Origin of the sequence: Campylobacter sp. RM16190 (genome assembly GCF_012978835.1) — a bacterium.
GTDB lineage: Bacteria > Campylobacterota > Campylobacteria > Campylobacterales > Campylobacteraceae > Campylobacter_A.
This window is the reverse complement of the sequence record NZ_LIWS01000002.1, coordinates 273,217-295,167: the sequence shown is the minus strand read 5'-3', so window position 1 is coordinate 295,167 and position 21,951 is coordinate 273,217. Positions and strand designations below refer to the sequence as shown.

Below are 21,951 nucleotides of genomic sequence, written 5' to 3'. Positions count from 1 at the left end.
TTTGACTATCAGTGTTCCTGCAACAAGTGCAAATTTAGGTCCTGGCTTTGATGCCTTAGGACTTGCTTTGAGTTTATATAACGAAATTGATATAAAAAGAGCAAATTTTTCATCAATATCCATAATAGGCGAAGGCGCAGAAAATATAAAACTCAAAAAAAATAATCTTTTTCTATCAATTTTTAATGAAATTTATTATGAACTAACAGGCAAAAAAGATAGTTTTAGAATAGTTTTTAAAAATCATATTCCATTTTCTCGTGGTCTTGGGAGCTCATCTGCAGTTATTACCTCCGCGATTGCTTTGGCTTACGCTATGGCTGAGTTTAAAGTCGATAAAAACGTAGTATTAAATAGATCCTTAGTATATGAAAATCATCCTGACAATATCTCTCCAGCAGTTCTTGGAGGCTTTGTAACCTCTGTGGTGCATAATAATCAGGTAAATTCCATTAAAAAAGCTATAGGAGACGATATTAAAGCCGTGGTGGTTATTCCAGATAAACCGATGAGCACAAAAGAATCTCGCACAAAACTGCCTAAACACTACCCAATGAGTAAATGCGTGAGTAATCTATCTCATTCAGCATTTTTAACGGCCTGTTTCTTAGAAGAAAAATACGATCTTTTAAAAATAGCATCAAAAGATATGATGCATGAAGAACTTAGAATGCAAACTCTTCCTGAGCTCTTTGATGTTCGTAAAACGGCTTATGAAAACGGGGCTTTGATGAGCACACTATCTGGAAGTGGTTCGACATTTTTAAATATAACTTATAAATCAGATGCCGCTAATCTACAAGAGAGACTAAAAGATAAATTTAAAAATTTTAGAGTTGAAATTTTATCATTTGATAATAACGGATTTATCATCTCAAAAAGCTAAAAAAAAGCAAACAAAAGTTATAATATATGGTTAAAAATTATATTCCCATTAGAATGTGCGTAGTTTGTAAGATAAGATTCAAACAATATGATTTACGCAGATTTCGCATCATTAATTCTTCACTTTTTTTTGGTAGCGGAAATGGAAGAAGTTTTTATATATGTGAAGACTGTTTAAAAAAAGATGAAAAAAATTTGAAAAAATCGCTCGGCAGAGTGGCGGGAAATTTTATCGCCACCTTAAAAAATGGGCAAATTTTAAAGGAGATACTCTTAAATGGGGACTGTTCGTATTTCAGAGATAGCAAATGAGCTAGGTTATCCTAGCAAAGAAATTGTAGAAAAGGCTAATGAGCTAGGGTTAAAAGTAAAAACACACTCCAGCGGAGTTACGCCTGAAGAGGCCGAGGCGCTATATACATATGTGCAGACAGGAGAAATTCCGGAAAGTTTTAAGAAAAAGCCTGAAAAGAAAAAATCCGAGCCTAAAAAGTCAGCCCCAAAACAGACAAAAGAGCAAAAAGAGAGTAAAGATACTAAAAAAGAGTCTTCTAAAACCACCAAAAAAGATGATAAGGTAGCAGAAAAAACTCTTAAAACAGGGCAAGCTTCAACAAAACAACCTAAAGAAAAAGTAGAAATTCCTGAAATAAAATCTGAAATAGAAACAAAAGAAAATACAAGACAAAAAGAGGATAAGCAACCTGAAAAACCTGTCATAGTTGAAAAAAAACTTGAATTAAAAGAGAGCCTAGCTGACGTAAGTCTTCAAAAAAGAAGAGGACTTATGATAGTTAAGAAAAAAAAAGAAGAGTCTGTGACTACTCCAAGACCTATAAAACAAGCAGAAAAAACCGAAAACGAGCCTATTAGAAATTTAGAGAGTATGTTCTCATTTAATAACGCAGAATCTACGCTTAAAAAGAAAAAAAAAGAGAAAAAACCTGTAATTGCAACTAAAAAAGATGGGATCCAAAAAGTCGATCTCTTAAGTGATAGAGATCTAGCCGATATAGTTTTAGAAGATGAGGATGTAGTGGTTCTGCCTGATTTTTCAGTAAGAACGCCTGCTCCACAGCCGACTCAAAAAACTAAACAGACAAATATATATAAGCCGTCTTTAAATAACTCGATAGGATCTTTTTTAGAGCAAGGCATAAGCAGGCGCTCGAGAAAAAAACATAAAAAAGTTTCAAAAGACTCAAATAACAGCGAGACAATAACATCTATTGAGATCCCAAAAGAGATACGTGTATATGAATTTGCTGAGAAGTTAAATAAACAGCCTAGTGAGATTATTAGCAAACTGTTTATGCTAGGTATGATGACTACTAAAAACGACTTTTTAGACGAGGATTCGATAGAAATTCTAGCCGATGAATTTGGAGTGGAAATAAATATTGTAGATACTCAAGAGGCGTTTGACTACGTAAAGGCATACGATGAGCAAAACGGGGAAGAAAATTTAACTCAAAGAGCTCCTGTTATAACGATAATGGGTCACGTTGATCACGGCAAAACATCTTTGCTTGACTATATAAGAAACTCACGCGTAGCATCCGGAGAAGCTGGCGGTATAACCCAGCACGTAGGCGCATATATGGTTAACAAAAATAATCGAAACATAACATTTATAGACACTCCTGGCCACGAGGCCTTTACTGCCATGAGAGCTAGAGGGGCAGGAGTAACAGATATAGTTATAATAGTCGTTGCTGCCGACGATGGAGTAAAACCACAGACAAAAGAGGCCATTAGTCATGCTAAGGCTGCAAATGTACCTATTATAATAGCTATCAATAAGATGGATAAAGAGGCAGCAAATCCGGACAAAGTAAAAAGCGAACTCGCAGATCTTGACATACTATCTACCGAATGGGGCGGAGCATATGAATTTGTTCCTATTTCAGCAAAAACAGGAATGGGTATAGAAGACCTATTGGAGATAGTACTTTTACAAGCAGACATTCTGGAACTTAAGGCAAATGCGAAAGCAAATGCGAAAGCTACCATAATAGAAAGCTCGCAACAAAAAGGCAGGGGACCTGTTGCAACCATAATCGTAGAAAACGGTACTTTAAAAGTTGGAGATACTGTAGTGGCAGGAGTGGCCTACGGTAAAATAAGAAGCATAACAGACGATAAAGCCAATGTTTTAAAAGAGATAAAGCCCGGTGAATGTGGCGTAATAATGGGTTTAAGTGAAATTCCTGAGGCGGGAGAGACTCTAATAAGTGTTAAAACAGACAAAGAGGCTCGCGAATATGCTCAGAAAAAGGCAGAATACCTACGTCAAAAAGAGCTTAGTAAGACTACAAAAGTAAGCCTTGAAGAGCTTAGTGAAAAGATTGCGGAAGGTGAGCTAAAATCACTGCCTGTTATTGTAAAAGCAGATGTTGGCGGATCATTAGAAGCCATAAAATCAAGTCTTGAAAAACTAAGAAATGATGAGATTAAGGTAAATATTATACACTCTGGAGTAGGCGGAATAACTCAAAGCGACGTAGCTTTAGCAAAAGCCAGTGAAAATAGTGTAATCTTAGGATTTAACATACGCCCAACCGGAGAGATAAAAGAAAAAGCGAAAGAAAGTGGAATAGAGATTAAAACATATAATGTAATCTATAACCTTCTAGATGATGTTAAAGCGCTACTAAGCGGATTAATGTCACCTATATTACGAGAAGAGCACTTAGGACAAGCTCAAGTTCGCCAAGTAATAAATGTGCCAAAAATAGGTGCTATAGCTGGATGTATGGTAACAGAAGGCAGTATAAACAGAGGAGCAAAAATAAGGCTCATTAGAAATGGTATAGTAGTTCATGAAGGTACGGTAAGCTCACTAAAACGCTTTAAAGACGACGTTCGCGAGGTGGCAAAAGGCTATGAGTGTGGCGTAGGAATAGACGGATATAATGATATAAGAGAGGGTGATTATATAGAAAGCTTTAAAGAGATTGAGGAGCAAGCGACTCTATGAATTCAGCCGAAATTAAAAGACTAAGAACCGAAAGTGTGTTGAAAGAGCTTATTCCTGAAGCTCTTGCGACTTTAGAGGATGAGTTTTTAAGAGGTCTTTGCGTAACTGATGTAGAGTGCAAAAAAGGTAGATATGACGCCTTTGTATATCTTGATAAGATGGCGTTTGACGACAAAGAACAAGCCTATGTATTAAGTCACTTAAAACGCATATCAAAATATCTACAAAACCACTGCATGGAAGCTGAAGGTTGGTATAGATGCCCGAATTTTCACTTCAAATTTGATGATAGGCTAGAGTATCAAAATCATATGGATAGTTTGTTTGATAAAATTTCAAAGGATTTAGATAAAAATGCAAAATCTTGAAAAACTAATTAAAGAGTGCGGGGTAGAGCTTTATGATACCGAACTAGCCAATGAAAACGGCAAAACTATTTACAGAATTTATATTACTAAAAAAGATGGAGTAAATTTAGACGACTGTGAAAAAGTATCGAGATTACTTTCACCTATCTTTGATGTAGAACCACCCGTTAATGGTGACTATACTCTTGAAGTTAGCAGTCCCGGACTTGAAAGAAAGCTCGAAACAATCGCTCATTTTAGCTCAAGCATAGGAGAGCTTGTAAAAATTACAGCCTCAATCGATGGAGGAAATCAAAAACTAAAAGGTAAAATTTTAGCCGTAAATGACGATGAAATAGATCTTGAAGTAGACAATAAACCTATCAAAATAAAAATTTCAGACATCAAAAAAGCAAAAACATACATAGAGTGGTAAAATAAATTTTACTACAAACTTTAAATATATAAAATTTAAATTTAACTAATTTAACAATCAAATATAAGCAAATACAATGCTAAAATTAGATATAATCGCATAATTTTTATATTTAAGTAGGTAGAAAATGGGCTTTTTAGATATTTTTTCAAAAACAAGAAATCAATCATCTCCGAGTGAAGCTCCTGCGCACTGGGTAAAGTGCGAAAGCTGCCACTCATTAATGTATTATAAAGAGGTAGAAGCCTGCTTTAACGTATGCCCGAAATGCGGATACCATATGAGACTCAAACCTCAAAGAAGAATAGAGCTTTTATGCGACCCTGAAACCTTCGTAGAATTTGATAAAAACTTAAAACCTGTAGATCCGCTTAAATTTGTGGATAAAAAATCATACAAAAAGCGTATCAGTGAGAGCGAAGAGAAAACTGGAAGAAGCAGTGCCGTAATATGCGGCGAAGCAAAAATAGACAATATGGACGTACAGCTTGTGGTCTTTGACTTTAGTTTCATGGGTGGAAGCCTAGGCTCAGTAGAAGGTGAAAAGATAGTTAGAGCTATCAAAAGATCCATAGACAAAAAACACCCGCTTATAATAATCTCGGCATCAGGCGGAGCAAGAATGCAAGAAAGCACATTTTCTTTAATGCAGATGTCAAAGACTTCCGCAGCACTAAAACTGCTTGATGAGGCTAAGGTACCCTATATATCGATACTAACAGATCCTACAATGGGTGGAGTTAGTGCTAGTTTTGCTTGGCTTGGAGATATTATCATAGCAGAACCTGGCGCACTTATAGGATTTGCTGGGCAAAGAGTTATCAAGCAAACTATAGGCTCAGATCTTCCGGAAGGATTTCAAAGATCTGAATTTTTGCTTGAACACGGACTGATAGACGCTATAGTTGAAAGAAAAGATCATAAAAAATTTGTAAGTGATATGATAAGGCTTCTATCGAATTCTAAGCCTGTAAAAGAAGAGAGTGCCGAGCTTATTTTGCAAAACAATGATAATGATGAAGAGGAAGAGTAGGCATTGGAAATTTCTGTGTTCTCGATACAAAAATCCAAAGCTGATAACTTTGAAAACGAGATAAAAGAGTATATAAAAATGTCATCAAAATTTGCCAAAATTTCTGATTTGACTATATTCAATGAAAAAATCGCCAAAGCTCAAAGTGCCGGAAGCGAATCGGCATTAAAAAGCTATGATGATATTTATGAGCCAAATTTAAAGGGTTTTTGTATAGCACTTGACGAAAAGGGCGAAAAGCTTGATAGTATTCAATTTGCTAAAATTTTAGAAAGCAATTCGCAAATTTCATTTTTTATAGGTGGAGCTTATGGGCTTAGTCAAAATTTCAAACAAAAAGTGGATAAAATTATAAGTCTGAGCCCTCTTACAATGGCTCATAAAATAGCCAAACTAGTACTTTTTGAACAAATTTTTAGGGCTCTTTGTATAAATGCAAATCACCCATATCATAAGTAAAGGAAACAGATGCGCAAAAGCGATCTAGAACTTTTTAAGTCTATTTTAGAAGAGAGAAAAATCCAGATCAAGAAAAATATACTTGATGCAAGTAACGAGATGGCAGGCCTAAGAGATAGTGGCATAAGCGATGAATTTGACATAGCAACAGTAAATGCCGATCAGCTAATAGAACAATCAATAAGTGCGCAACAAAGATACGAATTGGCCGCTATAGACGTAGCCCTTAGCAAGATAACCAACAAGACTTACGGAATTTGTGAAATGTGTGAAGAAGATATTGGAATACCAAGACTTAAAGTAAAACCTCATGCAAGATATTGTATAGTTTGTAGAGAGATAGTCGAAAAAACATCTAAAAAATAGGGGATTGTTATGAAAACTAGACGTTTTATAGTTTATAGTTTAATTTATATAGTATTAGTCGGCATTTTTGTATATTCACTAGATGCCTCAGAGCATACTTTTAACTTTCTTGAGTATTCACTTACTCTTCCACTTGCTGCATGGATAGTAATCCCTATTGCTATATTTGCTATACTCTCCATAGTCCATATTGCATATCATGGATTTGAAATATATGTATTTAAACGCTCAATAAAAAAAGACGAGCATCTTTATAACGAGCTAGCAAAAGAAGTTTTTTTAGGTCTTGATACAAACAAAGAGTTTAAAACAGAGCTTTACAAAACACCTTTGCAGATAACTAAAATTTTATCACCTTGGAAAAAATATAACGAAATTGCAGTTAGTAACGATGAGCTAGACAATGTTGTCAAAATTGTAAAAAGCGTGCAAAATGGCGAAGTTATGGATCTAAAGAAATTTAAACTACCAAAAGACAATAAGCTATTTATACAAAATGAGCTAAACAAACTAGAAAAGATACCAAACTACTTCGTTGAAGTAGTAAAAAGCTACCAAGAGTTAAATGATGAAATTTCAAAAAAAGCTAACGAAAAGCTCATCAGGCTTGGCTCTTTTACAGATATTAAAAGATTTGGATTTGAAAAGAGTGGTGAAGAGGTCATAATCATGATAGATCGTTTTGTAAACGATGAAATAGATATGAATAGTGAAGAAATTTTTGAGATTCTAAACCATCACCAAATCACAAAAGAGCAGTATAACCACAGTGCTATAGTTTTAAAAGATAAATTAACTCCAGATACTCTTATGGGAATATTTGAAAGATTAAAGAGTTCTCATCAAGATGCGGAAGAGGCATATTTGTATGTGCTATTTGAGCTTCAAATGATAGAGCGTATTCGTGAAATTTTAGAAAATTCAGACCCTTATGAGTATCAAAATTTTAGAATTTTACTCTACCTTAGAGAAAATGGCAGAATGGTACCTGCAAATATGCTTTTTAGATGATAGATTTTAGCAAAAAACCTATTTTTCTTGCACCTTTAGCTGGTTTTTCGGATCTACCTCTAAGAAGCGTAGTCAAGCGTTTTGGATGCGATGTGACGGTTAGCGAGATGATAAGCGCAAACGCACTTGTCTATGAAGGCTCCGATAAAACGCTTGAAATGCTTAAAAAATCTCCAGAGGAGACTCCATATATCGTTCAAATCGCAGGAAGTGATAGCGAAATTATCAAAAAAGCAGTCGAGATCATAAACAAATTTGACGGTATAGACGGCATAGATCTAAACTGTGGCTGTCCTGTTCCAAAAGTAGTTAAGCAATGTGCAGGCTCGGCACTTCTAAAAGATATAGACAATCTCAAAAAAATAGTAGAAACGATAAAAAAGACATCAAACAAAAGCATGCTAAGCGTAAAAATGCGTCTTGGGTTTGACGAGAAGATGCCTGAAATTTTAGCCCTCGCCGCACAAGACGCAGGAGCTGATTTTATAAGTATTCACGGAAGAACAAGAGTGGGTGGATACAGTGCGGAAGTCGATTATAATGCTATAAAAAGAGCCAAAGAATCTGTTAAAATCCCAGTAGTTGCAAATGGAGATATAGACGAAAAAAATGCAGCTGAAGTTTTTAAAATAACTGGTTGCGATGCAATTATGATAGGGCGTGCCAGTATAGGCAAGCCATGGATATTTCACGAAATAAAAACTACAAATAAAGTAAGCAGTGAGTTAAAGAAAGATATTATATTAGCTCATTTTGATGCTATGATAGCTCATTATGGCACTTATGGAGTATCTATTTTTAGAAAACATTTGCACCAATACTCTAAAGGAATTGATGGCGCAAGCAGTTTTAGAGACGAAGTTAATAGAATAAATAATATGAAGCTTATGAGAGATAAGATTGAGGCTTTCTTTACAATCTAAATGCAAGGCTACATAATCCACACACAAAAAGTCAAAGATGAGGATATGATCGTCTATCTTTTGACTTCAAATTCGCTTATTAAATGCTACAGGTTTTACGGAGCACGCCATCCTAGTATCATGCAAGGATACAAAATAGATTTTGAGCTTGTAGAGAGCGCAAATTTTTTGCCTCACCTTAGAAGCGTGCTACACCTTGGTTTTAGCTGGCTGATTTTACGAGAGCGCCTAATAATTTGGCAGCAATTTATGCGATTATTTTACGCACACTTAAAAGATGTAGAGAATATTGATGAGATATACTTTCAAGAGATTGAAATTTGTGCCCAAAGACTCTTAAAACAAAATCCGAAACGCCTTATTATAGAGGCTTATGTGCGAATTTTAGAGCATGAAGGAAGGCTTCACGATGAACCAACCTGCTTTGTTTGCGATGAAAAAATAGAAGGCTTTATATCCTTAACAAGAGGATTTTTACCATCTCACCCAAATTGTTTTGGTAATTTAAATCTAAATTTTGAAAAAATTCAACATCTATTTAAGAAAAAATCTACGATTTTACTAGATGATAGAGAGGTAAACGAGCTTTACAGCATAGTTTTACAAGGTTTTTAGTTATTCATCAGCGCCAAAAAATGTATCCAAATGAACATTTTCAAACGCAGCCTTTAAAGAGACAAAAAATTTAGGATTTTCACTCTCTAAATTTGCTAGCATAGCTTTGGTTTCAGCTCTTGCGCGAGGCGATTTGCCGCCGTATTGCTTAGCAGGGCAGCTCTCTTCTTCATTCATCAAGGGAAGCTCATTTTTGATCGCACAATCGCGAATTTGACGCTCTCGCACAAGTATAAGAGGTCTAATGATATGAAGTCCGTTTTCAGCCTTATATCTTGGAGCCAAAGTCCTAAGCGCGCCGTTATAGGTAAAATTCATGAAAAAACTCTCCGCTGCATCGTCAAGATGATGAGCGATCGCAATTTTATTAAAGCCGTTTTCAAGAGCATAAGTGTAGAGATAGCCCCTACGCATACGACTGCAAAAGCTGCAAAATGTCGTATTTTCACGAATTTTCTCTCTACCGAATTCAAAAATTTGAGTGTCAATAATTTTGTAAGGAATTTCGTATAGTTTAAAATGCTCTTTTATAGGTTCAAGATTTTCACCTATACCGTAAGTCACAGTAACTGCTTCAAACTGCCAATTAAGCGGACTTACCGAGCAAAAATGCTTAAGCAAATGGGCAAGTGTCATGCTATCCTTGCCACCGCTTAGGGCGAGTAAAATTTTATCGCCCTCTTCAAACATCTTGTATTTCGCATTCGTCTGACCGACTATGCGAAGGAGCTTTTTGCTAAGCTCTATCATAACTCCTCAATCATAGAGAGGATGAAATCAGCACTTATATTAGCAGAGCTTTGTAAAAATTCGTCAAAATCAAACTCCGCTCCACCTCCAGCCTCATCACTTATAGCCCTTAAAATAAAAAATGGCACATTTAAGCTTTCACATACTAGGGCTACACTGGCACCTTCCATCTCTGTAGCATCGGCTTTGAATGTATTTTTTATCCAATCTTTTTTACTTTGTTCACAAATAAACTGATCTCCGGTAGCTATAATTCCGCTTTTTAAATTTATTCCCTTTTGTTTAGCAATTTTAGTAGCCAGGACATTTAAATTTCCATCGCTTTTCATAAATATACTTGTACCTGGCACAAATCCATGCGGATGACCAAACGCTGTAATGTCAAGATCATGCTGCACCAATGATTCGGCATACAACATGTCTTTAATTTTTAAATTTTCATTTAAAGCGCCGGCAACACCTGTAAAAAGTAGTTTTTGAGCCTTAAATTTTTCAATCATTATTGTAGCCGTCAGGGCGGCATTTACTTTACCTATTTTTGAATATGCTATTGCAAGCTCTTTATCCTTAAATTTAGCCAAATAAAAGACATTATTTGCATAGCGTATCTCTTCATAATCTTTTAAAACATCTAAAAGCGGAGTGATCTCTTCAGGCATCGCCCCCAAAATCGCTATCATTTACCCTCCAAAAATACTAAAAATTCATCCAAGCTCTTAATATCCGTTATAGAATAGGTCGGTTTATCAGTGATCTTTTTATTGATCCCTTTTAGCACGCTTGAACCAAATTCTACAAAAATATCAATTTCACTTTGTGAATTTTGAATACTTTGTTTATATAAAACAGGTTTTACAAGCTGATCTTTTAATAAATTTAAAGCCTCATTCTTGCTACTATATGGTTTAGCAGTTGCGTTAGATATAACACTTTTAAATTTATCTTTTAATGTCGCCTCAAGATGGCTAACAAGACCTATGCTTGCACTACTAAGAATAGGGCAATGGCTGGCAACAGACATATTTAAAAGCATAGCCCTCTTTGCCCCAGCCTCTTTAAATACTGATTCAAATTTAGCCAAATGCTCTCTAACTCCGGCTACGACTATCTGTCCATCACAGTTGTAATTTGCTGCGTAAATTTGCAAACCATCTTTTTGAGCGCCTACGCAAATTTCTTCGACAATTTGATCATTTAGTCCTAAAACAACCATCATAGACACATCTTTACCATTGCAAGCCTCTTGCATAAGCTTGCCTCTGATATTTACCACCTTAAGTGCATCTACAAAGTCAAATCCGCTATTTACAGCCAAGGCACTAAACTCTCCAAGAGAGTGTCCGAGGCTGAAATTTGGCTCTAAATTTAATTTTGATTTTAGAGCCAAATAGCACATTAAAGAATTTAAAACTATTGCAGGCTGAGTAAACTCACTCTGATTAATCAGCTCGTTCTCTTCAAAAAGAAGCTTCTTGAAATCTACGCTAAGAGCATCACTTGCATTATGCAAAAGCTCTTTAGCCTCATTGAAATTTTCATAAATTTCTTTGCCCATTCCAATGGCTTGAGACCCCTGACCAGGGAATATAAAAGAAAATTTCATTATAGTTTCTTAGTGATGATGTTTTCCGCAGCATCCGCCACCATCATTATGGTGGTGTCCTCCGCCACAACATCCACCTTCATCATCGTGGTGATGGTGTCCGCCACCGCAACATCCGCCTTCTTCATGATCATGGCCATGACCTCCGCAGCAGCCACCCTCTTTGTCTCCATGTCCACTACCGCATCCGCAAGCATGAGCATGAGCAACAACACCAGTAGCTATCTCATCTTCAGTAGCCTCTCTAACTTCTGTTATTTGAACGTTAAACTCTAGGTCTTTACCAGCATAAGGGTGATTAAAATCAACAGTGACTTCATTTTCGTCTATTTTTGCTACGGTAACGCGAACGTTTGAGCCGTCCTCTCCTTGTCCAAATAGCTCCATTCCCTCTTTAAGCTCAATGCCAGCAAATTGTTCTTTTGGTAATTTTTGAAGAGCACTCTCATCATAAAGTCCGCAAGCATCGGCCGCTTCTATAATAACTCTCTTTGTATCTCCGGCTTTTAGTGAGCTAACCTCATCCTCTAGCTTTTGTATTATGTGTCCTCTACCTGTCAAAAATGAAATTTGACCGCCTTCTTGCATGTTAGATTCTAAAATTTCACCTGTCTTAGCGTCTTTTAGCTCATAAAACATAGATATAACTTGATTCACACTTTCTCCTAAAAATTAAAATAAGTATGATTATATCGTAAATTTATTAATGTAAATTGACTTATCTATCAGGAGATGCTTTGGCTTCTTTACTTTCAGGATAGCCTAATTTCAATGCTTTATAAAATCGATTTGCACTTTGAGTATCATTAATCTTATCAAAACTGATTGCAGTATGATATAGTAGTTTTGGTATGTAGTCAGCCTTATCATAAAGAGCTATGCTTTGTTGATAATATTTTATAGCATTGTTGTATGCTTTTTGTTTATATGAAATTTCGCCAAGATAGAAATTTGCAGCGGCTGGCTTATGCCCCTTGGTTATCAAGAATTCATATCTAGCTCTTGCATCATCTAGCTTCCCTGTATCAAAAAGCTTCTTTGCATCAGCTTCTACATCTCGAATTTTTTGTTTAGTAAAATCTGATGAGGCTTGTTTATTTGACTCTTCGGAACTATTTTTTGTGGATTTTGACTCTTCTTTTGCTGCATTTGATTTATCTATAAGTGTGCCGAGGTCTTTAAGAGTTTTTGTAATTTTTTTATTATTGGTTTCCTGAATCGCCCTAGTCTCTTCAGAGTATTTTTTTAGAACTTCAAGATCGTTTTTTAGACTATCTTCTTTATTTATTGTTTGGGCTTCAAGATCGTTTATGCGTTTTTCTAACCTGGATATTCGCTCATTAATGCCGTCCATAATACTTTGCAGACCTTCAATTCTCTCCTGTGCCCCGCTTAAACTAGACTCTACATCACCCATGTTTCTGCTTAAATTTTCTACGCGTTGCTTATTTTTAAGCAGAACTTTTTCACTATCGGTTAGACCATAAGGGTTTGTGCTATCTAAATTACCGGCATCAAATACTGAAATTTCAGCAGAGTATAAAATAGCGACTCCAAAAGACAGAGTCGCTATTTTCTTTAAATTTGTCATATTTTATTACGGAAGAACTTTGAATTCGGCACGTCTATTTTGTGCGTCGCAAGCTTTTGTTTTATCTGTACAAATAGGATTGCTCTCTCCATAACTAACAACGGTAATTCTATCAGCAGCAACACCTTGTTTTACAAGAGCATCTTTTGTAGCCTTTGCTCTTTTTAGACCAAGAGCGTAGTTATACTCATCACTTCCCCACTCGTCGCAGTTTCCTTCTACTTTAATAGTTAAATTTTTTGCATCTGCATGGTTAAATACACTAGCATTCATGTTTACAACCGATTGCATATCGCTTTTAATATTAAATTTATCAAAATCAAAATATACGTTTTTAACATGTCCTTCAACCATAGATATTAGTTGTTGTAATTTATCGCTAGCACTCATCATGCTATCGCTAGAACCCATGGTAGATACGCTACCTTGTTTAGAATCAGCACTCATATCAACCTCAGGGGCTTTTGAGCTACAACCGCTCATTAGTAAAGCTGCGACAACAGCAGAAGCTAAAGCTACTTTTTTCATTTTAATCCTTTGCAAAAATTTTAGTGATTATATCATATTTTTTTAATAAGATTACCAATCAATAGACTGTATTCTACCTATCTTTAGAGGAAATTGAAAACTCCTATTTTCATTTATGCGTATTATTCCTAGTGAGCTCTGACCTCCAAGTTCCTTAATAAACACTACACTTTGTCCGTCGCTAGAAAATCTAGGATATAAATTCTTTCCGCTTGCGGTAAGCTGCCTTATATAGTCTGTTTTGGTTGAAATCATATAGATATTAAAATCTCTGGTTCCAAATTCACTTTTTTCATTCTCTCTACTTGAATAAACTATATAGTTTTGATATGTACTTACAGAGTTATTGTTTTTACCGTGATATACCATCTGCTCGACAGCACCTCCTGCTATATTTTGTGAAAAAATATTAGGATAACCCAATCTGTCTGATACAAAAACTACCCTAGTATCATTATCCACAAAATTTCCATTTACATCTATGCCGATATAGTTTGTAACCTGAGAAAGTCTTTTAGAATTTAAATCATATAGATATATATCAGGCTGATCTTGAGGCGCCATAGTAAGAAGCATCTTATCGCCACTTTGGCTAACGTCAGAAGCCACAAGCATACCGCCTTTAGTATCTAAAATTTTAGTTTTTTGACCTGTTGCTATATCAAATTTATATAAAATTATTTTAGAGCCGCTGTAGTCTGAATAATAAAATGCTTTCTGATCGGCTCCCGCCCATTTAGGGAATATATTAAGTCCTCCCCTAACAAGCACCTTTTGATAGGTTAAAGTATAGTCAGCCACTACAATTTCGCTCTGTTTAGATCCTGTAGATTTGGAAAAAACTATAAATTTTTCCATCCAATTTACAGGAGGCATCTTAAGCTCATTTACAAGCTCGACTATTGCCTTATGCGCCAAAAATGGAAATTTAGCACCGTCATTCATAGTGTAAATTCTCTCATATTGAGTGGTCGCGGTTTTAGCATTTATTAGCTTAACTCTTAAGACAAGAGATGTGTTTGGCAAACCCTCAAGAGCGTATCTAAAAATCAACTGAGCGTTTTTGTGACTCATAACATTCGTATCAGAATCTCCCTCATAGCTACTAGTTATATACTCATCTACTACTTCAAAATCAGAGCTTACCTTTAAATCGCCTAACATAATCTTATGGAATCTGTTTTTAAATGCCTGATCAGAAACCATAGTCGTAGCATCTTGAAGCACTATTTTAGGCAAAACCATACCTTTATTTATAATAGATATGGTAGCGTCGGCGGCAAATAAGCCTAAAGCAAAACTCAGTATCAAAATAATTTTTTTCATTTTTCCTCCATTATTCTATTTTATCTACCAGTGTGGTTTTAAGAGTAACTGTCCTTCCTAACTCGGAAGGCGGAAATTTTTCAAAGGTCATACTTTGTAAAAATTCCCTGACCTTGTCATTAAATTCGCTATTATATGATAATTTTTTAATATCATAACTAAAATTTCCACTCAAATCTATACTAATTTCAACTTCAGCATTATCGTTTGAATCAGCTTTATAAGCACTCCATTTTGCCTGCAAAATTCTTTCAATCTGCCCGAAATAAGGGTGATATTCGCCTGTCATTTGCGTTTTAGGAGCTTTCGCTACTTTATCAAGTTTTAATGCATTTATAACATCGCTTGCCTTTTTTTGAGAGTTTTGAGATTGATTTTTTTCAGGCTTTTTTCTGCTCTGCTCTTTTAAAGACTCGGTCTTTTTTACAACCTTATCGTCTTTAAGCTTAGATATGTTTATATCCTTAAAAAGATCCTTTAGGCTCGGCTCTTCTGTTTTTTGGACAATTTCAGGCTCTGGCTTTACCTCTGGCTCTAAAGGTTTGTTTGTAGTATCTAGCTTTAGCTCCTCTTTAACCTCTTCAATCTTTTTTTCAGGCTCCTCTACTTTTACCACTTCTTCTTTTTTTTCAGGAGCCTTTACTACTATATCTTGCTCACGCTCAACTATCATAATATCCATAAAGGCATCTTTTGTATCGGTATATTTTTTAGGTTCTTCGCTTCTAAAATATGTAAGTTTTATAAAAATACCGCTCACAATAGAAATATACAGAATAAAAGAGAGTATAAAGTAGCTAAAAGTATTAAATTTTGGCTCTAAAATTTTATCCATTCGTTTGGAGTGCTACCTTTGAGAATCCGGCATTTTTGATACTTTTTAATACAAACATAACATCATCATATAGTAAATTTTTATCAGCCTTTATATAAACAGCTGAATTTTTATCATATTTCGCACTTAAAAGAGCTATATTATCAGGCAACTCTTGAAGACTCATAGTGCTTTGATCTATTCTAATTTTTCTTTGAGCATCCACTATAACAGTTAGATTCTTTTGCTCAGCCGAGAGTGTTTTCGTCTTGGATCCGTCAGGCAATACTATCTGCTCTTCATACACAAGAGTCGGAGTAGTCACCATAAGTATCGCGAGCAAAACAAGCATAATATCAACCAAAGGGGTGATATTAAGCTCTGGGGTCTCTTCGAGATTTATCATAAATTTAGCTCTCTTCTTTGTTTGCGATTAACATATCAGCTTCTCTTCTAACAATACTCATAAGCTCATACGCCTTTCTTTTGAGAAGCAAACTAAAGGTATATGCAGGAATTGCGACAAAAATACCTGCTCCTGTAGCTACAAGAGCTTCGGATATGGCGGGTGCTATTACTCCAAGGGACGAATTTCCTCCTTGACCAAGTTTTGAAAAGGTCTCAAGTATTGCCACAACTGTGCCAAAAAGTCCAATAAAAGGCGATGTAGATGCAATAATCCCAAGCCAAGTAACACCGCTTGTGGCATTTTTTTCTGCCATACTTATACAAATACCAAGTTTTTCTTTACAAATTTTACCGGAGGCACATCTTTTTAAAGAAGAGTCGTTCGAAATTACTTTAGAACCCATAAACAGTGATTCTAAAGCATTTTGCTCTCTTTTTTTCCATAAGGCAAGTTCTACCATACGAGAAAAAAGTATGGTAAAACTTATAATAAAATATAGCGATAGCCAAGCAAGAACAAAAATAGTTATAAAGCTACTTCTTGAATAATAATTTAAAAATATATCAAGACCTGCCACTATTTAGCTCTCGCCATACTATCAAGTTTTGCAACTGTTGCCGCAAATGCATTTGTCTCACTACTCATGCTTTGAATAAGATCTTTTGCCTTTTCAAGAGAGTGAGCTAACTCACTCTCAGAGCTTCCTGATACATACACTGCGCCATCGGCAAGGACAACCGCCTTGCCTTCATCAATTTTCACATATCCCCAATTTATAGCTACAATATCGTGATTTTTATCTTCGTTTTCTATATCTATAAGACCAGCTTTTAGCAAAGATATCAAAGATGCGTGCCCTGGTAAAACACCAAATTCTCCTTCACTTCCAGGCAAAACCACGCTTTTAACATCATTTGAAAATACAAGTCCTTCAGGCGTCACAATCTCTAAATGTAATTTATTCATTACGCTTCCTTATTAAATTTTAGCCTTTAAGTTTTTCAGCTTTTTGCATTACCTCGTCTATATTTCCAACCATATAAAACGCTGCCTCAGGAAGATCGTCATATTTACCATCTAAAATTCCTTTAAAGCCAGCAATGCTCTCTTCTAGGCTTACATATTTTCCGGGACTTCCTGTAAAGACTTCCGCAACGAAGAATGGCTGAGACAAGAATCTTTCTATCTTTCTTGCTCTATCAACTGTAACTTTATCCTCTTCGCTAAGCTCATCCATACCAAGAATCGCAATAATATCTTGTAAATCTTTATATTTTTGTAAAACAGCCTGAACACCGCGTGCAACTTTATAGTGCTCTCCACCTAAAATTTGCGGATCAAGCATACGTGAAGTTGAGTCAAGCGGGTCAACCGCAGGATAAATTCCCTTCTCTGCAATAGCACGGTTAAGAACCGTAGTAGCATCAAGGTGAGCAAAAACTGTCGCAGGAGCAGGGTCTGTAAGGTCGTCTGCCGGAACATAAACAGCTTGAACAGATGTAATTGAACCCTTTTTGGTTGATGTAATTCTCTCTTGGAATTTACCCATTTCACTTGCAAGTGTAGGCTGATAACCAACAGCTGAAGGGATACGTCCAAGAAGCGCTGACATCTCTGAACCTGATTGCGAGAACCTAAAGATGTTGTCGATAAACATAAGAACGTCAAGCCCCATCTCATCTCTAAAATACTCAGCCATAGTAAGACCTGTTAGCGCGATTCTGTTTCTTGCCCCCGGCGGTTCGTTCATCTGGCCATAGCATAAGGCAACTTTATCCAAAACGTTGGACTCTTTCATCTCGTGATAAAGGTCATTTCCTTCACGAGTTCTCTCACCAACGCCTGCAAATACGGAGTAGCCGCTATGTTTAAATGCAACGTTATGAATAAGCTCCATAATAATAACCGTTTTACCAACACCGGCACCACCGAATAGTCCAACCTTACCACCCTTTGCATAAGGAGCAAGAAGGTCAACTACCTTAATACCGGTTTCAAAAATTTCACTCTTAGTGCTTTGCTCTTCAAATGGAGGAGGATCGCGGTGAATAGACCATCTCTTATCAAAATTAAGATCTTCACCTTCATCAATTAAATCGCCAATAACGTTAAAAATTCTTCCCAAAACTTTCTCACCAACTGGAACCGTAATAGGCGCTCCAAGAGCAGTAGCCTCTAGACCACGAGTTAGACCCTCACTCATATCCATAGCGATCGTTCTTACGCGGTTATCTCCTAAGTGAGCGGCAACTTCAAGAACAAGCTTATTCTTTTTGCCTTCCACCTCAAAATTTACCTCAATGGCCTCGTTGATTTTTGGCAAATACTCGCTAAAATCGACATCAACGACAGGTCCCATTACTTGAGAAATAATACCTTTCATTAATACTCCTTTTTATTTCATTGATTCAACGCCACTGATGATCTCGATAAGCTCAGTGGTAATAGACTGTTGTCTAGCTTTATTATAAGCCAGATTCAGCTCTCTAACGCGCTCTTTTGCGTTATTTGTTGCATTATCCATTGCCTGCATTCTAGCACTATGCTCTGCAGCAAGACTATCGACAAGCGCATAATACATACTATACTCAAAATATTTTTTAAGTAGTTCGTCTAAAATTTTACCGTCATCATCGCTAGGCTCAAATTCCATTAAAGAGTTAGTCTCAACCTCAACTATCTTAGGCGGCTCAACAGGCACGATGTCATTTATGCGAATTTGCTGAGATATCATATTGTTGTAGCCGTTATGAACTAAAATAACCTTATCGGTAACTCCGTTTATAAAATCATCAATAGCCTCTTTTATGACTTCTTGAGCCTTCTCGTAAGTAGGAGATGAGCTATATCCAACATAAGTTTTAAGAAGTTCTATGCCTTGGAAGTTAAAGAATTCTATTCCTTTTTTGCCAATGGCCCTTAGCCTGATCTTAACTTTTTTGGCCTTAAATTCATTTATCATATTTCTAACGGTTTTAATAGTCTGAATATTAAAGCCTCCGCAAAGCCCTTTATCAGCTGTTACAAAGATAATATCAACTTTCTCTACACTATTTTTAGTGTTAAAGAATTTACTCTCCGAATCAACAGAGCCGTATTGATTGATCTTATATGCAATCTCTGATAAAACCTCATTGATCTTAAACGCATATACTCTAGAGTGACGAGCCACATCTTCTGCTTTTCTAAGTTTAGCAGTAGATACGAGCTTCATCGCACGCGTCGTCTTTTGAGTGTTCTGAACGCTTTTGATCTTTCGTTTTATATCTTTTAAATTTGACATATCTTAACCTTAGTTAGCAGCAAATGTTGCTTTAAAGTCTTTTAGTGCCTTATGTAAAAGCTCTTCAATCTCTTTATCAAGTACTTTTTTTGTTCTAATTTGTTCAAAAATTTCAGGATATTTCGCCTCTATATAAGGATATAGTTCTGATTCAAACTTATTGATTGCACTTACAGAAATATCATCTAAATAACCCTTAGCACCAGCAAAAATAAGAACTACTTGATTTTCTACAGGAAGAGGACTGTATGGAGGTTGTTTTAAGATCTCAACCATTCTTTGTCCACGCTCAAGCTGTCTTCTTGAGCTCTCGTCAAGATCGCTCGCAAACTGAGCAAACGCTTGAAGCTCACGGTATTGCGCAAGGTCAAGTCTTAAGTTACCTGAAACTTGCTTAATAGCTTTAATCTGAGCCGCACCACCAACACGAGAAACAGATAGACCAACGTTAATCGCAGGGCGAATACCTGAGTTAAAAAGATCCGACTCAAGGAAAATTTGACCATCCGTAATAGAAATAACGTTTGTCGGAATATACGCAGAAACGTCACCTGCTTGAGTCTCGATGATAGGAAGCGCAGTAAGCGAACCGCCACCTAGCTTATCATTTAGCTTACTTGCACGCTCAAGAAGTCTTGAGTGAAGGTAGAAAACGTCACCAGGATATGCTTCACGTCCTGGAGGTCTGCGAAGAATCAAAGACATTTCGCGGTATGCTACAGCGTGCTTTGAAAGATCATCATAAATGATTAATGCGTGGCGTGAATTGTCACGGAAATATTCACCCATAGTTACGCCCGCATACGGAGCAAGGTATTGAAGCGCTGCAGCATCTGATGCGCCTGCGTTTACAACTATAGTATAGTCCATAGCGCCATACTCTTCAAGTTTTTTAACAACTTGAGCGACGGTTGATTGTTTTTGTCCGATAGCAACGTATATACAAATTACATCTTGGCCTTTTTGATTGATGATAGTATCGATTGCTACGGTGGTTTTACCTGTTTGGCGGTCACCAATGATAAGCTCGCGTTGTCCACGTCCGATTGGAACAAGTGCATCAATAGCTTTAATACCTGTTTGAAGCGGCTCATGAACAGATTTTCTAGCCATGATACCTTTTGCTTTTTCTTCAACGAATCTTGTCTCACTAGCGTCAATCGGACCTTTTGCGTCTATTGGCTCGCCAAGAGAGTTTACAACACGTCCTATAAGGGCATCACCCACAGGGACACGAAGAAGTCTAGCTAGGCGTTTTACCGAACTTCCCTCTTTAATGTTATCAGTTTTACCAAGGATAACTATACCGACACTACTCTCTTCCAAGTTAAGAGCCATACCTTTTTCGCCCGTTTCAAACTCAACCATCTCGCCGGCCATAACATTTTTTAGGCCATAAACATTCGCAACTCCATCTGCTACCGAGATAACTTTACCTGTCTCTTCAACATCAACACTAAGATCGAAATTTTCGATTCTTTCCTTGATGATAGCGCTAATTTCATCTGCTTTTATTTTAGTTGCAACCACGCTTTTTCTCCTTTTAAATTGCTTTTAATATATATTCAGTCATTTGAGATTTAAGTCTATCTATCGAAAGACTAGCCTCCACACCCAAATCGTCCAACTCTATTTTTATACCGTTATAATCGCTTTTTACAGCTTCTAACATGATTTTTGCATTAAATCTTTTAGAAAAGCTTTTTTCAAGCTCAGTAATTTGAGATTGATCAATCTCAAAATTTCCATAGATTGTGCCACGGAAAATATTATCCATTTGAGCTTTTTGCACTGCAAGCTCATTAAGTATATCAGGCAAGATATCAAGCCTTTTATTCTCGCCTAAAAGCTTGATAAAATTTATAATTTTAGAATTATTACTACTTAAAAAAGATAATACAAGATCGATTTTCTTATCATTTTTTACACTAGGAGAAGTTATAATGTTTCTAAATTTATTAATATTAAATGCACTTACAACAACATCTAGATCGCTTATAAATTTCTCAAGATCATCTCTGTTAAGATCAGCCATTAAAGCTTTTACATATTTTTTTGCTATCAACTCTTTCATTAGCCAACCTTTTTAAGAACAATATTAACAAGTTCGTTTTTATCGATTTTAAGGCTATCGCTTTCAAAAACTTCATTTAAAATTTCAACTACAACGTTTTTTACGGCACGTCTTCTTTCAAATTCTTTTTGTTCCTGGAAGCTCTTTTCAAGGCTTAAAAGCTCTTGATTAGTCTCTGCTTTTATCTTTTCGCATAATAATAAAGCCTCTTTTCTAGAAGTCTCAATAAGGCTTATGGCATTGTTTTTAGCCTCTTCAACTCTTTTAAGAGCATCGTTCTTTTTAGCCTTTGACTCTCTTAACTTCTTTTGGATATTATCAAGCCTAGTCGCGATACCTTCAATTCTAGCCTTATAAGCATTTTTAACAGGAGTAGCTATAAAATAATATAAGATTCCAAAAAACATTAAAAAGTTTAGAATTCTTGCTACTATATCATAGCTGTGTCCGCTAGATTCACTAGCTAAAGCAAAAAACGGAACAAGCAAAATAAGATAAATTTTCTTCATACACTCTCC

General features: G+C 36.0%; 26 protein-coding genes. 10 read left to right on the top strand and 16 right to left on the bottom strand.

Annotated elements, in window-relative coordinates; translation table 11 throughout:
• Position 1: 1 nt before the first annotated feature.
• From thrB to recO, 10 genes are all read left to right on the top strand, one after another.
• Complete coding sequence (gene thrB / locus CDOM16190_RS03615; RefSeq protein WP_170018919.1) at positions 2 to 886, top strand: homoserine kinase; 885 nt, start codon at positions 2 to 4, stop codon at positions 884 to 886.
• A 276-nt stretch (positions 887 to 1,162) separates the two neighbouring features.
• The gene (gene infB / locus CDOM16190_RS03605; protein ID WP_170018918.1) at positions 1,163 to 3,865 is read left to right on the top strand and encodes a translation initiation factor IF-2; all 2,703 of its coding nucleotides are present in this window, start codon (positions 1,163 to 1,165) and stop codon (positions 3,863 to 3,865) included.
• Entirely contained in the window at positions 3,862 to 4,233 is a 372-nt protein-coding gene (gene rbfA, locus CDOM16190_RS03600; protein ID WP_169973353.1) for a 30S ribosome-binding factor RbfA, read from the top strand. Before infB ends, rbfA begins: the two co-directional genes overlap by 4 nt.
• Positions 4,220 to 4,648 carry a ribosome maturation factor RimP gene (gene rimP / locus CDOM16190_RS03595; RefSeq protein ID WP_169973355.1) on the top strand — a complete coding sequence of 143 codons (429 nt, stop codon included), beginning with the start codon at positions 4,220 to 4,222 and terminating at the stop codon, positions 4,646 to 4,648. Before rbfA ends, rimP begins: the two co-directional genes overlap by 14 nt.
• 127 nt (positions 4,649 to 4,775) lie before the next feature.
• Positions 4,776 to 5,681 (top strand): acetyl-CoA carboxylase, carboxyltransferase subunit beta, encoded by a 906-nt coding sequence (gene accD / locus CDOM16190_RS03590; protein ID WP_170018917.1) that lies wholly within the window; start codon positions 4,776 to 4,778, stop codon positions 5,679 to 5,681.
• 3 nt (positions 5,682 to 5,684) lie between these two features.
• Positions 5,685 to 6,140 carry a 23S rRNA (pseudouridine(1915)-N(3))-methyltransferase RlmH gene (locus tag CDOM16190_RS03585; RefSeq protein WP_170018916.1) on the top strand — a complete coding sequence of 152 codons (456 nt, stop codon included), beginning with the start codon at positions 5,685 to 5,687 and terminating at the stop codon, positions 6,138 to 6,140.
• A gap of 9 nt (positions 6,141 to 6,149) precedes the next feature.
• On the top strand, positions 6,150 to 6,506 hold the full coding sequence (gene dksA, locus CDOM16190_RS03580; RefSeq protein WP_170018915.1) for an RNA polymerase-binding protein DksA: 357 nt from the start codon (positions 6,150 to 6,152) through the stop codon (positions 6,504 to 6,506).
• Between the two features lie 9 nt (positions 6,507 to 6,515).
• Entirely contained in the window at positions 6,516 to 7,517 is a 1,002-nt protein-coding gene (locus tag CDOM16190_RS03575; RefSeq protein ID WP_170018914.1) for a LapA family protein, read from the top strand.
• Positions 7,514 to 8,440, top strand: coding sequence for a tRNA dihydrouridine synthase (locus CDOM16190_RS03570; protein ID WP_170018913.1), 927 nt, complete (start codon positions 7,514 to 7,516; stop codon positions 8,438 to 8,440). Before CDOM16190_RS03575 ends, CDOM16190_RS03570 begins: the two co-directional genes overlap by 4 nt.
• Positions 8,441 to 9,055 carry a recombination protein RecO gene (recO, locus tag CDOM16190_RS03565; protein ID WP_170018912.1) on the top strand — a complete coding sequence of 205 codons (615 nt, stop codon included), beginning with the start codon at positions 8,441 to 8,443 and terminating at the stop codon, positions 9,053 to 9,055.
• On the opposite strand, the gene CDOM16190_RS03560 is transcribed toward recO, so the two are convergent.
• From CDOM16190_RS03560 to CDOM16190_RS03485, 16 genes are all read right to left on the bottom strand, one after another.
• Entirely contained in the window at positions 9,056 to 9,805 is a 750-nt protein-coding gene (locus CDOM16190_RS03560) for a tRNA 2-thiocytidine biosynthesis TtcA family protein (RefSeq protein WP_170018911.1), read from the bottom strand.
• Positions 9,802 to 10,485 (bottom strand): 5'-methylthioadenosine/adenosylhomocysteine nucleosidase, encoded by a 684-nt coding sequence (locus tag CDOM16190_RS03555; protein WP_170018910.1) that lies wholly within the window; start codon positions 10,483 to 10,485, stop codon positions 9,802 to 9,804. The genes CDOM16190_RS03560 and CDOM16190_RS03555 overlap by 4 nt, the downstream gene beginning before the upstream one ends.
• Positions 10,482 to 11,408 carry an ACP S-malonyltransferase gene (fabD, locus tag CDOM16190_RS03550; RefSeq protein WP_170018909.1) on the bottom strand — a complete coding sequence of 309 codons (927 nt, stop codon included), beginning with the start codon at positions 11,406 to 11,408 and terminating at the stop codon, positions 10,482 to 10,484. The genes CDOM16190_RS03555 and fabD overlap by 4 nt, the downstream gene beginning before the upstream one ends.
• 9 nt (positions 11,409 to 11,417) lie before the next feature.
• A complete protein-coding gene (locus CDOM16190_RS03545) occupies positions 11,418 to 12,065 on the bottom strand; it encodes an FKBP-type peptidyl-prolyl cis-trans isomerase (RefSeq protein WP_502707243.1) in 648 nt (215 codons plus the stop codon).
• A gap of 61 nt (positions 12,066 to 12,126) precedes the next feature.
• On the bottom strand, positions 12,127 to 12,999 hold the full coding sequence (locus CDOM16190_RS03540; RefSeq protein ID WP_170018908.1) for a tol-pal system YbgF family protein: 873 nt from the start codon (positions 12,997 to 12,999) through the stop codon (positions 12,127 to 12,129).
• Between the two features lie 6 nt (positions 13,000 to 13,005).
• A complete protein-coding gene (locus CDOM16190_RS03535) occupies positions 13,006 to 13,527 on the bottom strand; it encodes an OmpA family protein (protein WP_170000674.1) in 522 nt (173 codons plus the stop codon).
• 51 nt (positions 13,528 to 13,578) lie between these two features.
• Positions 13,579 to 14,853 (bottom strand): Tol-Pal system protein TolB, encoded by a 1,275-nt coding sequence (gene tolB, locus CDOM16190_RS03530; protein ID WP_170018907.1) that lies wholly within the window; start codon positions 14,851 to 14,853, stop codon positions 13,579 to 13,581.
• Positions 14,854 to 14,863: 10 nt separating this feature from the next.
• Positions 14,864 to 15,688, bottom strand: a complete 825-nt coding sequence (locus CDOM16190_RS03525) for a TonB C-terminal domain-containing protein (RefSeq protein ID WP_170018906.1) — start codon at positions 15,686 to 15,688, stop codon at positions 14,864 to 14,866.
• Positions 15,681 to 16,073: a biopolymer transporter ExbD gene (locus CDOM16190_RS03520; protein ID WP_170018905.1), complete on the bottom strand. Its 393-nt coding sequence runs from the start codon at positions 16,071 to 16,073 to the stop codon at positions 15,681 to 15,683. Before CDOM16190_RS03520 ends, CDOM16190_RS03525 begins: the two co-directional genes overlap by 8 nt.
• A gap of 4 nt (positions 16,074 to 16,077) precedes the next feature.
• The gene (locus CDOM16190_RS03515) at positions 16,078 to 16,653 is read right to left on the bottom strand and encodes a MotA/TolQ/ExbB proton channel family protein (RefSeq protein WP_170018904.1); all 576 of its coding nucleotides are present in this window, start codon (positions 16,651 to 16,653) and stop codon (positions 16,078 to 16,080) included.
• The gene (gene atpC, locus CDOM16190_RS03510) at positions 16,653 to 17,042 is read right to left on the bottom strand and encodes an ATP synthase F1 subunit epsilon (RefSeq protein ID WP_170018903.1); all 390 of its coding nucleotides are present in this window, start codon (positions 17,040 to 17,042) and stop codon (positions 16,653 to 16,655) included. The genes CDOM16190_RS03515 and atpC overlap by 1 nt, the downstream gene beginning before the upstream one ends.
• Before the next feature lie 19 nt (positions 17,043 to 17,061).
• A complete protein-coding gene (gene atpD / locus CDOM16190_RS03505) occupies positions 17,062 to 18,459 on the bottom strand; it encodes a F0F1 ATP synthase subunit beta (RefSeq protein ID WP_170018902.1) in 1,398 nt (465 codons plus the stop codon).
• Between the two features lie 12 nt (positions 18,460 to 18,471).
• Positions 18,472 to 19,359 carry an ATP synthase F1 subunit gamma gene (atpG, locus tag CDOM16190_RS03500; protein WP_170018901.1) on the bottom strand — a complete coding sequence of 296 codons (888 nt, stop codon included), beginning with the start codon at positions 19,357 to 19,359 and terminating at the stop codon, positions 18,472 to 18,474.
• A gap of 9 nt (positions 19,360 to 19,368) precedes the next feature.
• The gene (gene atpA, locus CDOM16190_RS03495; protein WP_502707502.1) at positions 19,369 to 20,889 is read right to left on the bottom strand and encodes a F0F1 ATP synthase subunit alpha; all 1,521 of its coding nucleotides are present in this window, start codon (positions 20,887 to 20,889) and stop codon (positions 19,369 to 19,371) included.
• Between the two features lie 13 nt (positions 20,890 to 20,902).
• Positions 20,903 to 21,433, bottom strand: a complete 531-nt coding sequence (locus tag CDOM16190_RS03490) for a F0F1 ATP synthase subunit delta (protein ID WP_170018900.1) — start codon at positions 21,431 to 21,433, stop codon at positions 20,903 to 20,905.
• The gene (locus tag CDOM16190_RS03485) at positions 21,433 to 21,942 is read right to left on the bottom strand and encodes a F0F1 ATP synthase subunit B (protein WP_170018899.1); all 510 of its coding nucleotides are present in this window, start codon (positions 21,940 to 21,942) and stop codon (positions 21,433 to 21,435) included. Before CDOM16190_RS03485 ends, CDOM16190_RS03490 begins: the two co-directional genes overlap by 1 nt.
• Between the last annotated feature and the right edge of the window lie 9 nt (positions 21,943 to 21,951).

Bases quoted from the DNA above. Each gene is read 5' to 3' on its own strand.
- infB (WP_170018918.1), top strand. From the start codon at position 1,163: ATGGGGACTGTTCGTATTTCAGAGATAGCAAATGAGCTAGGTTATCCT.
- rbfA (WP_169973353.1), top strand. From the start codon at position 3,862: ATGAATTCAGCCGAAATTAAAAGACTAAGAACCGAAAGTGTGTTGAAA.
- rimP (WP_169973355.1), top strand. From the start codon at position 4,220: ATGCAAAATCTTGAAAAACTAATTAAAGAGTGCGGGGTAGAGCTTTAT.
- accD (WP_170018917.1), top strand. From the start codon at position 4,776: ATGGGCTTTTTAGATATTTTTTCAAAAACAAGAAATCAATCATCTCCG.
- dksA (WP_170018915.1), top strand. From the start codon at position 6,150: ATGCGCAAAAGCGATCTAGAACTTTTTAAGTCTATTTTAGAAGAGAGA.
- CDOM16190_RS03575 (WP_170018914.1), top strand. From the start codon at position 6,516: ATGAAAACTAGACGTTTTATAGTTTATAGTTTAATTTATATAGTATTA.
- CDOM16190_RS03570 (WP_170018913.1), top strand. From the start codon at position 7,514: ATGATAGATTTTAGCAAAAAACCTATTTTTCTTGCACCTTTAGCTGGT.
- recO (WP_170018912.1), top strand. From the start codon at position 8,441: ATGCAAGGCTACATAATCCACACACAAAAAGTCAAAGATGAGGATATG.
- CDOM16190_RS03560 (WP_170018911.1), bottom strand. From the start codon at position 9,805: ATGATAGAGCTTAGCAAAAAGCTCCTTCGCATAGTCGGTCAGACGAAT.
- CDOM16190_RS03555 (WP_170018910.1), bottom strand. From the start codon at position 10,485: ATGATAGCGATTTTGGGGGCGATGCCTGAAGAGATCACTCCGCTTTTA.
- fabD (WP_170018909.1), bottom strand. From the start codon at position 11,408: ATGAAATTTTCTTTTATATTCCCTGGTCAGGGGTCTCAAGCCATTGGA.
- CDOM16190_RS03540 (WP_170018908.1), bottom strand. From the start codon at position 12,999: ATGACAAATTTAAAGAAAATAGCGACTCTGTCTTTTGGAGTCGCTATT.
- CDOM16190_RS03535 (WP_170000674.1), bottom strand. From the start codon at position 13,527: ATGAAAAAAGTAGCTTTAGCTTCTGCTGTTGTCGCAGCTTTACTAATG.
- tolB (WP_170018907.1), bottom strand. From the start codon at position 14,853: ATGAAAAAAATTATTTTGATACTGAGTTTTGCTTTAGGCTTATTTGCC.
- CDOM16190_RS03525 (WP_170018906.1), bottom strand. From the start codon at position 15,688: ATGGATAAAATTTTAGAGCCAAAATTTAATACTTTTAGCTACTTTATA.
- CDOM16190_RS03520 (WP_170018905.1), bottom strand. From the start codon at position 16,073: ATGATAAATCTCGAAGAGACCCCAGAGCTTAATATCACCCCTTTGGTT.
- atpC (WP_170018903.1), bottom strand. From the start codon at position 17,042: ATGAATAAATTACATTTAGAGATTGTGACGCCTGAAGGACTTGTATTT.
- atpD (WP_170018902.1), bottom strand. From the start codon at position 18,459: ATGAAAGGTATTATTTCTCAAGTAATGGGACCTGTCGTTGATGTCGAT.
- atpG (WP_170018901.1), bottom strand. From the start codon at position 19,359: ATGTCAAATTTAAAAGATATAAAACGAAAGATCAAAAGCGTTCAGAAC.
- CDOM16190_RS03490 (WP_170018900.1), bottom strand. From the start codon at position 21,433: ATGAAAGAGTTGATAGCAAAAAAATATGTAAAAGCTTTAATGGCTGAT.
- CDOM16190_RS03485 (WP_170018899.1), bottom strand. From the start codon at position 21,942: ATGAAGAAAATTTATCTTATTTTGCTTGTTCCGTTTTTTGCTTTAGCT.